Source organism: Candidatus Palauibacter polyketidifaciens (assembly GCF_947581785.1).
GTDB lineage: Bacteria > Gemmatimonadota > Gemmatimonadetes > Palauibacterales > Palauibacteraceae > Palauibacter > Palauibacter polyketidifaciens.
The window spans coordinates 1-15,627 of sequence record NZ_CANPVO010000017.1 but is presented as its reverse complement, the minus strand read 5'-3'; the positions used below and the strand labels follow the sequence as shown (position 1 = coordinate 15,627).

The window sequence follows — 15,627 nt, the reverse complement described above, 5'->3', positions numbered from 1 at the left end:
CCGCGAGGGAGGCCGGACGGTGGGCGCCGGGGTCGTCACCGCCATCCACGACTAGGAAACACAAATGAGGGTTCGGATCACGCTCGAGTGTACGGAGTGCAAAGAGCGCAACTATTCGACGACGAAGAATCGGCGGACCCATCCGCAGCGGGCCGAGCAGAAGAAGTTCTGTCGCCGCTGTAACGGACATAAAATGCACAAAGAGACACGGTAAGGGGTTCGATTGGCCGGCATCGTCAGAAGAACCCAGGAATTCGCGGAACAGGTACAGGTCGAGATGCGTCGGGTCACATGGCCCGACAAGGATCAGTTGCGCGGTGCAACGATCGGCATCCTGATCTTCGTCTTCATCATGGCCATCGTCATCGGGGCCATGGATTCGGTCTTCGCGGCGGCGGTGCGATTCATCGTCAGGTCGTTCGGTGGCTGAGTCCGCGGGCGCGGGGGCCGCGCAGACCGGTCTGCCCGAGGACGCGCCGCGCTGGTACGCGTTGCAGACGTACTCGGGCCACGAGAAGAAGGTGAAGACGCTTCTGGAGCAGAAGATCCAGGAGTACGGGGATGAGCCTCCGATCCGGGAGGTCATCGTCCCCACGCAGGAGGTCGTCGAGATCAAGGGAGGGAAGCGCGTCAAGTCGACGAAGCGGCTCTACCCGGGCTACGTGCTGATTCAGATGCTGCTGGATCAGAACACGATGTACGTCGTCAACAACGTTCCCGGCGTCATCAAGTTCGTGGGGAGCGGGAAAGACCCCCAGCCGCTCAAGACCGAGGAGATGAACAAGATCCTCGGCATCGCGGATGAACTCGAGCAGGCGGGTCCGGAAACGGAGATCCCCTTCCGTCCGGGACAGGTCGTGGAAGTCATGGAAGGACCGTTCAGCGATTTCAGCGGAACGGTGGAAGAAGTGTTTGCGGAGAAGGGCAAGGTGCGCGTGCAGGTGAGCCTGTTCGGACGCCCGACCTCGGTTGAACTCGACTACACGCAGCTGCAGGGGTTCTGATGCCGCCGAAGAAACAGGTTACCGGGTTCATCAAGCTGCAGATTCCGGGGGGGCAGGCGAATCCGGCCCCGCCCGTGGGTCCTGCCCTGGGCCAGCACGGCCTCAACATCATGGACTTCTGCAAGGCGTTCAACGCCCAGACGCAGCAGGAAGCCGGCACGATCATCCCGGTCGAGATCACGGTCTACAAGGACCGGACGTTCAGCTTCATCACCAAGACGCCTCCGGCGGTGGAGCTGCTCAAGAAGGAACTCGGTCTCGAGTCGGGTTCTCCGGTCCCGAACCGCGAGAAGGTCGGCAAGGTCACGGACGACCAGCTGCGCAGGATCGCCAGGATCAAGATGAAGGATCTCAACGCGGCCGATGAAGAGGCCGCGATGCGGATGATCGCGGGCACCGCACGATCCATGGGGATCGAGCGGGCCGACTGATCGGGAGAGATCGCGCAACATGCCGAAACACGGCAAGAAATATCGCTCCGCGGTAGAGGCCGTTCCATCGAACGGCGCCCTTGCACCGCGCGAGGCGCTCGAGTGTGTGCAGAAAGCGGCGTTCGCGAACTTCGACGAAACGGTCGAGGCCGCGGTACGCCTCGGCGTGGACCCGCGCAAGGCGGACCAGATCGTGCGCGGCACGGTCATCCTGCCTGCAGGCACGGGCCGCAAAGTGCGCGTGCTCGCCCTTGTGAAGGCGGACCGGGCGGCCGAGGCGGAGGAGGCCGGCGCGGACTACGTGGGAACCGACTACATCGAGCAGATTCAGGAGGGCTGGCTCGAGTTCGATGTAGCGATCGCGACGCCGGATCTCATGAAGGACGTTGCCAGGCTGGGCCGGATACTCGGTCCGCGCGGCCTCATGCCCACGCCGAAGGCCGGCACGGTCACCATGGACGTGAGTCGGGCCGTTCGCGAATCGAAGGCGGGCAAGATCGAATTCCGGGTGGACCGTACCGGCAACGTGCATGCGCCGATCGGAAAAGTGAGCTTCGAACTCGACCAGCTGAACGAGAATCTCGATGCCCTCATGGACGAGATCGTGCGGTTGAAGCCCGCCGCGGCGAAGGGCCGGTATGTGAAGAGCGTGACCGTGACCAGCACGATGGGTCTCGGTGTCTCCGTCGACGAGGACCTGTACCGATAGATCCATGAGACTCGAAGAAAAGCAGCGCGTCACGCAGGAACTCACTGCGCAGATCGAAGAGAGCGGGACGATCTATCTGACCGACTTCACCGGGCTGAACGTGAAGGCGATCACGGATTTCCGAACGCGACTCCGAGACGAAGGCCTGAGCTATCGGGTCGTGAAGAACACCCTCATGAAGCGGGCGCTCGAGGATCTGGATCTCCCGGATCTGAGCGCCCATCTCGAGGGTCCGACGGGGCTCATCCTCAGCGACGCCGACCCGGTCACGCCGGCCAGGGTGCTGAAGGAATTCGCGAAGGCGAACGAGGACCGGCCGGTGGTGAAGGTCGGCGTCATCAATCGGGTGGAGACATCGCCGGAGGAAGTGGGGCGCATCGCCGATCTTCCGTCGCGCGAGGTTCTGCTCGGCGGCATCGCGGGCGGGCTCACGGCGAGCGTCGGCGGCATGGCCGGCGCTCTGAATGCGCTCTTCCGCGACATCGCAGACATGATCGAACAGGTCGGAAGGAAGAACCAGTCCGCCTGAGGTGGGACGCATGCCCGTGACGTGCGGGCGTGTGGAATGCATACAGGATCCAGGGAACGGAAGAACATGTCCAAAATCGACGATCTTCTGCAGCAGATCGGCTCGCTGACGGTGCTCGAAGCCGCCGAGCTGAAAGACAAGATGGAGGAAACCTTCGGCGTGTCGGCTTCGGCGCCGGTCGCCGTCGCCGCCGCTCCCGGCGGCGCAGGGGACGCCGCCGAGGAGGAGCAGACGGAGTTCGATGTCGTCCTCACGGCGGTGGGCAGCAAGAAGATCCAGGTGATCAAGGTTGTGCGCGAAGTGACGAGCCTGGGTCTCAAGGAGGCGAAAGCCGTCGTCGACAACGCCCCCGGACCCGTCAAGGAAGGCGTGTCCAAGGAGGAGGCGGAGGAGATCAAGGCCAAGCTCGAAGAGCAGGGCGCCACGGCGGATCTCAAGTAGCCGCGCTGAAGAGCGTGGCAGGCCCCGGCGTCGATCATCCGATCGGTTCCGGACTGCGGAGAGACCGCAGCCGGGCCGATGACGCAGGGGTCCGACCTCACACCGTGCACGAACCGGCGCGACCGCTCGCGGGTGGTCTCCGGTATTTGCGCATCTCCCATGTACTCGCGGGGTTCCCCGCGGGAGGTACGATTTGACGGCCAACGGCAGACCTGCGGTCTCGTTCGACAAGCTCGCCCGCCCCATGCACATGCCGCATTTCCTGGACGTGCAGCGCGAGGCGTTCGAGCGTCTGCTGCAATCGAAGGCGGTGGAGGAGGAGCGCCGGGACCTCGGTCTCGAGCGTGTTTTTCGGGAGATTTTTCCGATCACGGACGTCAACGAGAACTTCTCGCTGGAGTTCGTCAGCTACTCGCTCGGAGATCCGAAGTACGAGGTCGAGGAGTGCATCGAGCGCGACATGACCTACTCCGCGCCGCTGAAGGCGCGGCTCCGGCTGGTCATCTTCGAGACGGTCGGGAAGGACGACGAAAAGCGTCCCGGCGATATCCTGGAGAAGGAAGTCTATCTCGGGGACCTGCCGCTCCTGACGGAGCAGGGAACGTTCGTCGTGAACGGAGCGGAGCGGGTCATCGTGAGCCAGCTTCATCGTTCCCCCGGCGTCGTATTCGAAGAGACGCTGCACCCCAACGGCACGCGCCTGTTTTCGTCCCGGATCATCCCGTTCCGCGGATCCTGGGTCGAGTTCACCCTCGACATCCACGACGTGATCCACGTCCACATCGACAAGAAGAAGAAGTTCCCCGCTACCGCACTGCTGAGGGCGTTCGGCTACGGGCGGGACGTGGACATCCTCGAATGCTTCTGCCGGCGTCGGCTCGTGCGGATCGATGCGGAGGGTGACGAGGAGTCCTCGACGCATCGCGAGGTCACGGGCACGCTGGTGGCCCGGAGCATCGCGAACCCGGACTTCGGGGAGGATCCCGAGGCGCTGGAACTGCGCGGCTACGAGCCCGCGCCGGACGCGCCGCACTGGCTGGCGGACGACCTTCCCGGCTCGGATGGCGGGGAGCCGGTTGCGGCCCTCGGCGACCCGCTCGACGCGGAGTTGATGCAGCGCATCCTCGATCAGGAGATCACGAGTGTCGAGGTGTTCGAGGCGGAGGATGCTTTCATCGTGCGCCGTGGGGAGACCCTGAGCGAAGAAGCCCTCGAACGCCTCGAGCGCGCGGGTGTGTCCGAAGTCGAGGTGTACTCGAGCGCGACCTTCGTACCGCTGCGCGGGACCTACGAAGACCTCGCGATGCGCCGCGACTGGAGTTCGAGCCCGCAACTCGCCGCCGATGTCGTGGCCGAGGACACCGGAGAAGTCCTGGCCGAGAAGGGGGCGCGCTTCGATTCGAGCCTGTTCGCGCAACTCAAGGCGGAGAAGGCTCGCGAGGCCCTGGTGTTCACGGGCGGTCCGCGCGGGGAGTCCCCGCTGCTGCGCAATACGCTCGCGAAGGATCCGACGGCGAGCGAGGCGGCCGCGCTGCACTCCATCTATTCCCTCGTGCGGCCCGGCGAGGCGCCGAACCTGGCGACGGCCCGGGGCGCGCTCGATCGGCTTTTCTTCAACCCCAAGCGATACGACCTGGGCCGGGTGGGGCGACACAAGATCAACCACCGGCTCAAGGACGTGTATCGGCTGCTCGGCCTCGATATCCCTGCGGGCGATCTCGTGGTGCTGGACCCGTCCGACTTCGTGGCGATCGTCCGCTATCTGGTCGAACTGCACGAGGGCCGCGGGTACACGGACGACATCGACCACCTGGGGAACCGCCGCGTGCGGTCCATCGGCGAGCTCATCGCGAACCAGTTTTCCGTCGGACTGTCGCGCATGGCCCGCCTCGTCCGCGAGCGGATGTCGATCAACAGCGACCCCGAGAAGATCTCCATCGACGACCTCGTGAACGCGCGTACGGTAAGCGCCGTCATCCAGGCTTTCTTCGGCAGCTCGCAGCTCAGCCAGTTCATGGATCAGACGAACCCGCTCTCCGAACTCACGCACAAGCGTCGCCTGAGCGCACTGGGTCCGGGCGGGCTGACGCGGGAGCGCGCGGGCTTCGAGGTGCGGGACGTGCACTACTCGCACTACGGGCGGATGTGTCCGATCGAGACCCCCGAGGGGCCGAACATCGGGCTCATCACTTCGGTGACCACCTACTCCCGCCTGAACGAGCTGGGCTTCCTCGAGACCCCCTACCGCAGGGTGGTCAACGAGCGGGTCTCGCAGGACGAAATCGTCTGGCTCTCGGCGAGCGAAGAGGAGGAATACTCCGTCGCGCAGGCGAACGCGGAACTCAACCCCGATGGGACGTTCGCCCGCTCGCTCGTCCTCTGCCGGCGGCGCGACGACTATCCGCTGCTGCCGCCGGACGAGATCGACTTCATGGATGTCGCGCCCGATCAGCTGGTGGCCGTGTCGCCCGCTCTCATTCCGTTCCTCGAGCACGATGACGCGAACCGGGCGCTGATGGGATCGAACATGCAGCGGCAGGCCGTGCCGCTTCTCTTCCCCGAGCGTCCGCTCGTAGGTACGGGTCTGGAGGGCAAGGTGGCCCGCGACTCCGGCGCGGTGGTGCTTGCGCGCCGCGCCGGGATGGTGACGCGGGTCACGGCGGACGAGGTCGAGATCGACACCGGCAAGCCCCGACGGGCGGCCGGCGAGATCCCGCTCGCCCGCCTCACGCAGTACGACTCCTATCGGCTGAGAAAGTTCTGGCGCACGAACCAGGACACGGCGATCAACCAGCGGCCGATCGTCCGGGTCGGGGACCGCGTGGAAGCGGGCGATGTCATCGCGGACGGTGCCGGCACGGACGGCGGTTCGCTCGCGCTCGGACGTAACGCGCTCGTCGCTTTCATGCCCTGGTTCGGCCACAATTTCGAGGACGCCATCGTGATCAGCGAGAAGCTGGTCAAGGGAGATGTCTACACGTCGGTCCACATCCAGGAACTCGAACTCCACGTCCGGGACACGAAACGCGGGATGGAGGAGATCACGCGCGAGATCCCCAACGTGGCCGAGGAAGCGCTCGTGGACCTCGACGACCGGGGAATCGTCCGCATCGGTGCCGCGGTCCGCTCGGGCGACATCCTCGTCGGCAAGATCACGCCGAAAGGCGAAACGGAGCTTTCCCCCGAAGAAAAGCTGCTGACGGCGATCTTCGGCGAGAAGGCGAAGGATGTGAAGGACAGCTCGCTGCGCGTTCCCCCCGGCGTCGAGGGGACCGTGATCGACGTCAAGATCTTCTCGAGGCGGATCGACGATCCGCTGCTCGAGCGGGAGCACGGCGAGCGAATCGCCGAACTGCGCGAGGGCGAGCGCGAAGAAATCGCACGGGTGATGGAAGCCCGGGACGAGGAGATCCTGGAGTTGCTTCAGGGGGAGACGGTCGTTCTCTGCCTCGGCCGGGGCTCCCTCGAACCGCTCTTCGCCGAGGGCACGAAGCTGACGAAGACGAAGCTTCGGAGCATCGACCTGGGAGAGATCGACCTCGGGACGCTGAAGGTGAAGACGGAGAAGTCGAACGACCTGATCCGGCGCGTGGAGGCCGAGGCGCGCACGCGGGTGGAGCGGATACGCGAGCGTACGGAAGAGGGAATCGACAAGATCTTCCAGCCCGACGAGTTGTCCCCCGGCGTCGTCCAGCTCGTGAAGGTCTACCTGGCGGAGAAGCGAAAGATCTCGGTGGGAGACAAGATGGCCGGCCGGCACGGGAACAAGGGCATCATCGCTCGCGTGGTTCCGGAAGAGGACATGCCGGTCCTGCCCGACGGACAGTCCATCGAGATCGTACTCAATCCGCTCGGCGTACCGAGCCGGATGAACGTGGGACAGATCCTCGAGACCACGCTGGGCTGGGCGGCCCGCGCTCTCGGCTTCGAAGCGAATACGCCCGTCTTCCAGGGAGCGACCGAGCATGAGATCGGCGCCCTCCTGAAGATCGGGGGCGCCTACTGGGCGGCTCGCACGCTCGGGTCGGACGTGGGACCGCCCGAACTCTCCTACGAGAAGATCCAGGCGCTCGTCAACGAGATTCAGGCCCGGGAAGGAGACGATCCGGTCTCGGCCGACCCGGCCAGTCTCGGACGCACGCTCGACGATTATCTCGAGGGAGGAGGCGAGCTCGCCTCGTACCTGCGGAGCCTGGCCGCCTTTGTCCTCCGGGTCGTGCGCGATGTCTCGGGCGCGACGACGGCGGCGAAGCTGGAGTCCGAGGGCTGGCCGAAGACGGCCGCGCTTTCCGGGCGGCGCAGGATCACCTCGGGCGTGGACGCGGCCGTCGTCGAGCTCATGGAGCGCGCCGGGCTGCGTTCGAACGGCAAGATGAGGCTGCGCGACGGTCGCACGGGCGACGAGTTCGTGGCGGACATCGCGGTCGGCGAGATCTACATGATGAAGCTCTCACACCTCGTCGACGACAAGATCCACGCACGCTCCATCGGCCCCTACAGCCTTGTCACGCAGCAGCCGCTGGCCGGCAAGGCGCAGTTCGGAGGGCAGCGCTTCGGCGAGATGGAAGTGTGGGCGCTGGAAGCCTACGGCGCGGCCCACACGCTGCAGGAGATGCTGACGGTCAAGTCCGATGACGTGACGGGACGGAGCCGGGTGTACGAGGCGATCGTGAAGGGCGACAACCTGCCCAAGCCGGGGGTGCCCGAGAGCTTCAACGTGCTCGTCAAGGAACTACAGGCGCTGGGGTTGAGCGTGACGCTCGGCGGCGACGAGTCGGAGCCGCTGTTCTAGCGAAACAAGAGGGTAACAGATGATCGATTTTCCGCGAAATCGCAGTGCGGGTTCGTCCGAGTTCGACTGGATTCAGATCAAGCTCGCCTCGCCCGAGGAGATCCGTTCCTGGAGTCACGGAGAGGTCACGAAGCCGGAGACGATCAACTACCGGTCCTTCAAGCCGGAGCGCGACGGCCTCTTCTGCGAGCGCATCTTCGGGCCGGTCAAGGACTGGGAGTGCCACTGCGGAAAATTCAAGCGAATCCGATACCGCGGACACATATGCGACAAGTGCGGGGTCGAGGTCACGCTGTCCAAGGTTCGCCGCGAGCGGATGGGTCACATCGAACTCGCGGTGCCCGTGGCCCATATCTGGTTCTTCAAGACGCTCCCTTCGCAGATGGGCTACCTGCTCGGGATGAAGCTGCGGGATCTCGAAAAGGTCATCTACTACGCCGCGCACGTCGTCACCGAGCCCGGCCGGCAGGATGTCGAGTTCAAGCAGGTTCTGGAAGAGGATGAGTACTGGGAGCTGACGGACAAGGCGCGCGAGGAGGGGGACACCGAATTCCGCGCCGAAATCGGGGCCGAAGGGATCCGGACGCTGCTTGGGCAGCTCGACGTCGACGAACTCGCCGAGCAGCTGCGCTACGAGGTGGTGCACGAGACCTCGAAGCACCGGAAGAAGAAGAAGCTCAAGCGGCTCAAGGTGATCGACGCGATCCGCAACAGCGACGACGAAGTCTCGAAGCGCAACAGCCCCGAACACATGATCATGGATGTGATTCCGGTGATCCCGCCGGATCTGCGTCCCCTCGTCCCGCTGGATGGCGGACGGTTCGCGACGTCGGATCTCAACGACCTGTACCGTCGCGTGATCAACCGGAACAACCGGCTCAAGAAGCTGCTGGAAATGCGCGCGCCGGAGGTGATCCTGCGCAACGAGAAGCGCATGCTCCAGGAGGCGGTGGACGCGCTGTTCGACAACGGGCGCCGCGGCAAGGCGATTCGCGGAAGGGGCAAGCGGCCGCTCAAGTCCCTCTCGGACATGCTCAAGGGCAAGCAGGGCCGGTTCCGGCAGAATCTGCTCGGAAAGCGCGTCGACTATTCCGGCCGGTCGGTCATCGTCGTGGGTCCGGAACTCCGGCTGCACCAGTGCGGGCTGCCGAAGAAGATGGCCGTCGAGCTCTTCAAGCCGTTCATCATCCATGAACTCGAACGGCGGCTTCATGCCGAGACGGTGAAGCGCGCCAAGAAGCTCGTCGAACTCGACGACCCGACGGTCTACGAGGTCCTCGAGGACATCATCAAGGATCACCCGGTGCTCCTGAACCGGGCACCGACGCTTCACCGGCTGGGGATCCAGGCCTTCGAGCCGGTGCTCGTGGAGGGGAAGGCCATCCGTATTCACCCGCTCGTGTGCGCGGCGTTCAACGCGGACTTCGACGGCGACCAGATGGCGGTTCACGTCCCGCTGTCCTTCGAATCGCAACTCGAGGCGCGGATCCTCATGCTGTCGAGCAACAACATTCTGAAACCGGCGAACGGTCGGCCGATCGCATCGCCGTCCCAGGACATGGTCCTCGGCTGCTACTACATGACGAAGGTGCGGCCGGACTTCGACGAGTACGAGGACGGATCGGATCTCCCTCACTTCGCGAGCGCGGACCAGGTTGAAATGGCGCTCGAAGCGGGATATCTGGGCTCGCCCGCGGGGACGCCGGACTACCACCTGCCGATTCGGCTGCTCGTCGACGAGGAGGCCGACGACGGCCAGGTCGAGCGGAGGTGGGTCGTGACCAGCGTCGGACGCGCCCTCTTCAACGCGATCCTGCCCTCCCGGGTGCCGTACGTGAACGAGACGCTGGGCAAGGGTGCGCTGGGAGACCTCGTCTTCCGGTCGTTCCGGCTCGCGGGACTCGAGGACACCACGGCGTTTCTCGATCAACTCAAGGATTTCGGGTTCCGCAGCGCGACGAAGGCCGGCGTTTCCATTGGACTCGACGACATGGAAATCCCGACCGAGAAGCAGGAGATCCTCGGAGAGGCCCAGGAGGACGTGAACCGGTTCACGAAGGCGTACCACCGCGGCGTGATCTCCTTCGGGGAGCGGTACAACAAGGTGATCGATGCCTGGACCCACGCGAACAACGACGTCGCCGACGCGATGGTCCGCGGACTCCAGCAATCGAGGCATGGCTTCAACCCGATCTTCATGATGTTCGATTCGGGCGCCCGGGGTTCCCGGGACCAGATCCGGCAGCTCGCGGGAATGCGGGGCCTGATGGCCAAGCCCCAGAAGAAGCTGACCGGCGGCATCGGCGAGATCATCGAGAGCCCGATCCGCTCCAACTTCAGAGAGGGCCTCAGTGTGCTCGAGTACTTCATCTCGACGCACGGGGCGCGGAAGGGGCTCGCCGACACCGCCCTCAAGACGGCGGACGCCGGCTACCTGACGCGCCGGCTCGTCGATGTGGCGCAGGATGTCACGATCATCGAGGAGGACTGCAATACGATCCTCGGGCTTGACGTCACCGCGCTCAAGGAGGGTGAGGACATCATCGAGCCGCTGTCGGATCGCGTCGCCGGCAACATCGCGGCGGAAGCCGTGATCGACCCCATCGACGACGAAGTCATCGTCGAGGCCGGGGATATGATCACGGAGGCGCGGGCGCGGGCCATCGATGAGAGCGGCGTCCAGCAGGTTCGCATCAAATCGGTCCTCACCTGCGAGTCGCGCCGGGGCATCTGCCAGCAGTGCTACGGTCGCAATCTCGCGACGATGGAACTCGTCGACCTCGGTGAGGCGGCGGGAATTCTCGCGGCGCAGTCGATCGGCGAGCCGGGGACGCAGCTCACGCTCAGAACCTTCCACATCGGAGGGACGGCGGCACGGATCGCGGCGCAGACCCAAAGGCGCTCCAAGCTCGAAGGCCGGATCGCTTTCGAGCGCGTGACGACCGTCACGAGTCCGTCGGGCGATACGATCGTCACGAGCCGTGAGGGCGAACTTCTCATGAAGACGCCGGACGACCGCATCCTGTCGCGGCTCGCCATCCCCTACGGTGCAACGCTCTTCGTGGAGGACGACACCGACGTGGCGCATGGGGACCTGCTCTTCGGCTGGGACCCCTATTCCGAGCCCATCGTGGCGGACAAGAAGGGGAAGATCCGGTTCACGGACATCGTTCCGGAAGAGACGGTTCGCGAGGAACTCGACGAAGCGACGGGGCGGCGTCAGCAGGTCATCATCGACGACCGGGAGAAGAAGCTCCACCCCGTCATCAACATCGTGAGCGGGAAGGGCGCCCAGCTGCGCGAGTTCATCGTGCCGGTCGGCACCCAGCTGCTCGTGCAGGATGGACAGGCCGTCAACGCGGGGGAGACCCTCGCCAAGATCAGCCGCGAGGCCTACAAGACCCGCGACATCACGGGTGGGTTGCCGCGGGTTGCCGAGCTGTTCGAGGCGCGAAGGCCGAAGGATCCCGCGACGATCACGGAGGTCGACGGGCGCGTATCGTTCGGAGGGATCAAGCGCGGGAAGCGCGAGATCATCGTGACCATGGACGACGGCGAGGAGATGGTGTACCAGATCCCCGTCGGCAAGCACCTTCGCGTGCACGAGGGAGACCTTGTGCGGGCAGGTGACCGGCTCTCCGAGGGTCCGGTGAATCCGCACGACATCCTGCGCGTCCGGGGACCCCGGGCGGTGCAGGAGTACCTGCTCAACGAAATCCAGGAGGTGTACCGCCTGCAGGGCGTACGGATCAACGACAAGCACATTGCGGTGATCGTGCGTCAGATGCTGCAGAAGGTCCGCATCACGGATCCGGGCGGCACGGAGTTCCTCGAGGGCGAGCATGTGGATCGGATGGAGTTCCGCGACGCGACGCGCGAGGTCCTCGAAGGTGGAGGCAAACCCCCGCGGGCGGAACCGATCCTGCTCGGGATCACGAAGTCGAGCCTAACTACGGAGTCCTTCATCAGCGCGGCCTCCTTCCAGGAGACGACGCGCGTGCTTACGGACGCCGCCGTGCGTGGGGCGAAGGACCGCCTCAGAGGGCTCAAGGAGAACATCATCATCGGGCATCTGGTCCCGGCAGGTACGGGGACGCACCGGTTCTCCGATATCGAATTCCTCGTGGACGACGCGCTGAAGGAGCAGATCGATTCCATGCGGCGCAGGGTCGTCCCCGAGGAGATGCCCCGGAGTCTCTTCTCGGACCTTCGGGACCAGGCTGAGGAGGACGAGGCCACAGTGGCGGAGGAGGGCGCGGTCCTGACGACCTGACGTCCGTCCGACACCGCAGCAGGGGGTGCGTTTACGGGATCTCCGCACCCCCTCTCCGCAACGGAAGTTGCTTGACACCGAGAGGCGTCAGGACTACTCTCTCTTGTCTGTCGACCGACCGGTCGGCAGTCGCCGCGGGGGCGGTTCGGATCCGTCCCCGATTTTTTTACCCCCAACGGCCGGGCCCCGAGTTCGGTGATCGGCGCACCGGTGCGGCCGAAGGGAGCGATGGAGCGGGAATGCCGACCATCAATCAGCTGGTCCGCAAGGGCCGCAGGAAGGTCCGGAAGAAGAGCAAGGCGCCGGCGCTGGAGGGGAACCCCCAGAAGCGCGGCGTGTGCACGCGCGTGTACACCACGACGCCGAAGAAGCCGAATTCGGCACTGCGGAAGGTCGCGCGCGTGCGACTCACGAACGGATACGAAGTCACCGCGTATATCGGAGGCGAGGGCCACAACCTCCAGGAACACAGCATCGTCCTGATCCGGGGCGGGCGAGTGAAGGACCTGCCGGGTGTGCGGTATCACATCATCCGCGGGACCCTCGACGCGTCGGGCGTGGACGACAGGAACCAGGGCCGGTCGAAGTACGGTTCGAAGAAGAGGAAATAGCTCGGAGTCTCTCGGAAATTCGAGCGGGCCGAACACCGTTGGGCCCGGCCTCGGAATCCGTGGCCGGGCTTTATTGCGAAGTCTCCGGGTGAACCCGGAGCCGGATATGGCGAAACGAGATGCCACGACGAAACCGTGCCGAACAGCGTGAGGTGATTCCGGACTCCCGATACGGGAGCACGGAGGTGACGAAGTTCATCAACATGCTGATGCTGGACGGAAAGAAGTCCCTCGCCGAGCAGATCTTCTACGATGCGATGCAGAACATCGAAATGAAGACGGGACAGCCGGCGATGAACGTGTTCCGGCAGGCGCTGCAGAACGCGAAGCCGATCCTCGAGGTTCGGAGTCGGCGCGTAGGCGGCGCGACGTACCAGGTACCGATGGAAGTGTCGTACCGGCGGCGCGATTCGCTCGCGCGCCGATGGCTAGTGCAGTACTCGCGTGCCCGCTCCGGCAAGACGATGGCGCAGCGGCTCGCCGGCGAACTGCTCGACGCCGCCCGCGGCGACGGGGGGGCGGTGAGGAAGAAGGAGGACGTGCACCGGATGGCGGACGCGAACAAGGCGTTTGCGCATTACCGCTGGTAAATGGGTCCGTCCGGCACCCGAGGTTCGGCAGATAGAGACCAATAGATCGACTCATGGAGAGAAGAACGCCGCTCGAGCGGCTTCGGAATATCGGCATCATGGCGCACATCGATGCCGGAAAGACGACGACGACCGAACGGGTCCTGTTCTACACCGGCCGGACGCATCGCCTGGGCGAAGTGCATCATGGCGACGCGACGATGGACTGGATGGAGCAGGAGCAGGAACGCGGCATCACGATCACATCGGCCGCCACCACCTGTAACTGGACCCACCACGGCGAACCCTACCGCATCAACATCATCGACACGCCGGGACACGTCGACTTCACGGTCGAGGTGGAGCGCAGCCTTCGCGTGCTCGACGGCGCGGTGGCCCTCTTCTGCGCCGTTGGCGGCGTGGAGCCGCAGTCCGAGACGGTATGGCGGCAGGCCGACAAGTACGGCGTCCCGCGCATCGCGTTCGTCAACAAGATGGACCGCGTCGGCGCCGACTTCATGAACGTCGTCCGGATGATGCGCGACCGCCTGGGTGCGAACGCGCATCCGCTTCAGATCCCCCTCGGCGAGGGTGAACTCTATACGGGCATGGTCGACCTCATTCGTGAGGTCAAGGTCGTCTACGACGATGAATCCCTGGGCGCGCGCTGGACCGAAGGCCCCGTGCCTGACGCCCTGGCGGACGAGGTGGCGGAGTTGAGGAGCGCCCTCGTAGAGGCCGCGGTCGAGTACGACGAACCCATGCTCGAGAAGTACCTCGAAGGGGAAGAGCTCACCGAGGATGAAATCCGCGGTGCCGTGCGGAAGGCGACGCTGGCCAACGGGATCACGCCGATCCTCTGTGGCTCCGCCTTCAAGAACAAGGGCGTGCAGCGCCTGCTCGACGCCGTGATCGACTTCCTCCCCTCCCCCCTCGATGTCCCTCCCGTCACCGGCCACCTCCCCCAGCAGGACGAGACGGAGGTCGAGCGTCCGGCCGACGAGGAAGCGCCGTTTTCGGCCCTCGCGTTCAAGATCGCGACCGATCCGTACGTGGGACGTCTGACGTACTTCCGAGTCTATTCCGGCACGGCGAAAGCCGGCTCGAAGGCGCTGAATTCGTCCAGGGGGCGGAAGGAGCGCTTCGGGCGGTTGCTCCAGATGCACGCGAACAAGCGCGAGGAGCGCGACGAAGTGTTCGCGGGCGACATCGCGGCCGCGATCGGACTCAAGCATACGCGGACGGGAGATACGCTCTCGTCGGCGACCGATCCGATCGTGCTCGAGTCGATGAGCTTTCCGGAGCCCGTGATCCGGGTGGCGATCGAACCTCGGACGAAGGCGGATCAGGAGAAGCTGTCGGGGGCTCTCGCGAAACTGGCCGAGGAAGACCCGACGTTCCGCGTCTATACCGACGAGGAGACGGGGCAGACGATCATCAGCGGGATGGGCGAACTCCATCTCGAAATCATCGTCGACCGACTCCAGCGCGAGTTCAGGGTCAATGCGAACGTCGGCCGTCCGCAGGTCGCCTACCGCGAGACGATCCGCAAGGCCGTCCGCAAGGTGGAAGGCCGTTTCGTGCGGCAGTCCGGCGGCCGCGGGCAGTTCGGGCACGTGATCATCAACCTCGAGCCCACGGATCCCGGCGGCGGCTTCATCTTCGACTCCGAGATCCGGGGCGGAAACGTGCCCCGCGAGTATGTACTCTCGGTGGAACAGGGGATTCGCGAGGCGCTGGATTCCGGGATCGTCGCCGGCTACCCGATCATCGACATCAAGGCCACGCTGATCGACGGCTCGTACCATGAGGTCGATTCCAGCGAGATGGCCTTCAAGATCGCGGGCTCGATCGCGCTCAAGGAAGGTGCGCGCAAGGCGCAACCGGTCCTGCTCGAGCCTGTCATGAACGTGGAAGTCGTGACACCCGACGATTATCTCGGCGATGTGATGGGAGACCTCTCCAGCCGGCGGGGCAAGATCGGCGGCATGACCCAGCGTTCGTCGGCCCAGGTCGTCGGGGCGTCGGTGCCGCTGTCGGAGATGTTCGGCTACGCGACGTCCCTGCGCTCGATCAGTCAGGGTCGCGCGGTCTACACCATGCAGTTTTCGCACTACGAGGAAGTTCCGGGCTCCAAGACGGCGGAGATCGTCTCCGCCAACGGTTCGTAGGCGGCGAAGGGGCCGTCCGCGAGCAGGCCGCAGACGAGACACAGGAGAACGAGGGGCGATGGCGAAGGAAAAGTTCGAGCGAACGAAGCCGCACGTG

12 protein-coding genes are annotated in these 15,627 nt (G+C 65.0%); all 12 read left to right on the top strand.

Annotated features, from left to right (window positions below; translation table 11 throughout):
- Positions 1–64: 64 nt before the first annotated feature.
- The 12 genes from rpmG (at position 65) to fusA (ending at position 15,530) form a co-directional block, all read left to right on the top strand.
- Positions 65–214 (top strand): 50S ribosomal protein L33, encoded by a 150-nt coding sequence (gene rpmG, locus RN729_RS05435; protein WP_310782663.1) that lies wholly within the window; start codon positions 65–67, stop codon positions 212–214.
- 9 nt (positions 215–223) lie between these two features.
- Positions 224–430 (top strand): preprotein translocase subunit SecE, encoded by a 207-nt coding sequence (secE, locus tag RN729_RS05430; protein ID WP_310756536.1) that lies wholly within the window; start codon positions 224–226, stop codon positions 428–430.
- Entirely contained in the window at positions 423–1,004 is a 582-nt protein-coding gene (gene nusG, locus RN729_RS05425) for a transcription termination/antitermination protein NusG (protein ID WP_310782662.1), read from the top strand. Before secE ends, nusG begins: the two co-directional genes overlap by 8 nt.
- A complete protein-coding gene (gene rplK, locus RN729_RS05420; protein ID WP_310779559.1) occupies positions 1,004–1,435 on the top strand; it encodes a 50S ribosomal protein L11 in 432 nt (143 codons plus the stop codon). Before nusG ends, rplK begins: the two co-directional genes overlap by 1 nt.
- A gap of 19 nt (positions 1,436–1,454) precedes the next feature.
- Positions 1,455–2,144, top strand: coding sequence for a 50S ribosomal protein L1 (rplA, locus tag RN729_RS05415; protein WP_310782661.1), 690 nt, complete (start codon positions 1,455–1,457; stop codon positions 2,142–2,144).
- A 4-nt stretch (positions 2,145–2,148) separates the two neighbouring features.
- Complete coding sequence (gene rplJ / locus RN729_RS05410) at positions 2,149–2,673, top strand: 50S ribosomal protein L10 (RefSeq protein ID WP_310782660.1); 525 nt, start codon at positions 2,149–2,151, stop codon at positions 2,671–2,673.
- Between the two features lie 66 nt (positions 2,674–2,739).
- Complete coding sequence (gene rplL, locus RN729_RS05405; protein ID WP_310782659.1) at positions 2,740–3,114, top strand: 50S ribosomal protein L7/L12; 375 nt, start codon at positions 2,740–2,742, stop codon at positions 3,112–3,114.
- Between the two features lie 193 nt (positions 3,115–3,307).
- Complete coding sequence (gene rpoB, locus RN729_RS05400) at positions 3,308–7,906, top strand: DNA-directed RNA polymerase subunit beta (protein ID WP_343218901.1); 4,599 nt, start codon at positions 3,308–3,310, stop codon at positions 7,904–7,906.
- A 19-nt stretch (positions 7,907–7,925) separates the two neighbouring features.
- A complete protein-coding gene (rpoC, locus tag RN729_RS05395) occupies positions 7,926–12,179 on the top strand; it encodes a DNA-directed RNA polymerase subunit beta' (RefSeq protein ID WP_310782658.1) in 4,254 nt (1,417 codons plus the stop codon).
- A gap of 239 nt (positions 12,180–12,418) precedes the next feature.
- Positions 12,419–12,790 (top strand): 30S ribosomal protein S12, encoded by a 372-nt coding sequence (gene rpsL, locus RN729_RS05390; protein WP_310779551.1) that lies wholly within the window; start codon positions 12,419–12,421, stop codon positions 12,788–12,790.
- Between the two features lie 119 nt (positions 12,791–12,909).
- Positions 12,910–13,380 carry a 30S ribosomal protein S7 gene (rpsG, locus tag RN729_RS05385; RefSeq protein ID WP_310782657.1) on the top strand — a complete coding sequence of 157 codons (471 nt, stop codon included), beginning with the start codon at positions 12,910–12,912 and terminating at the stop codon, positions 13,378–13,380.
- Positions 13,381–13,433: 53 nt separating this feature from the next.
- Positions 13,434–15,530 carry an elongation factor G gene (fusA, locus tag RN729_RS05380; protein ID WP_310782656.1) on the top strand — a complete coding sequence of 699 codons (2,097 nt, stop codon included), beginning with the start codon at positions 13,434–13,436 and terminating at the stop codon, positions 15,528–15,530.
- Positions 15,531–15,627: the final 97 nt, after the last annotated feature.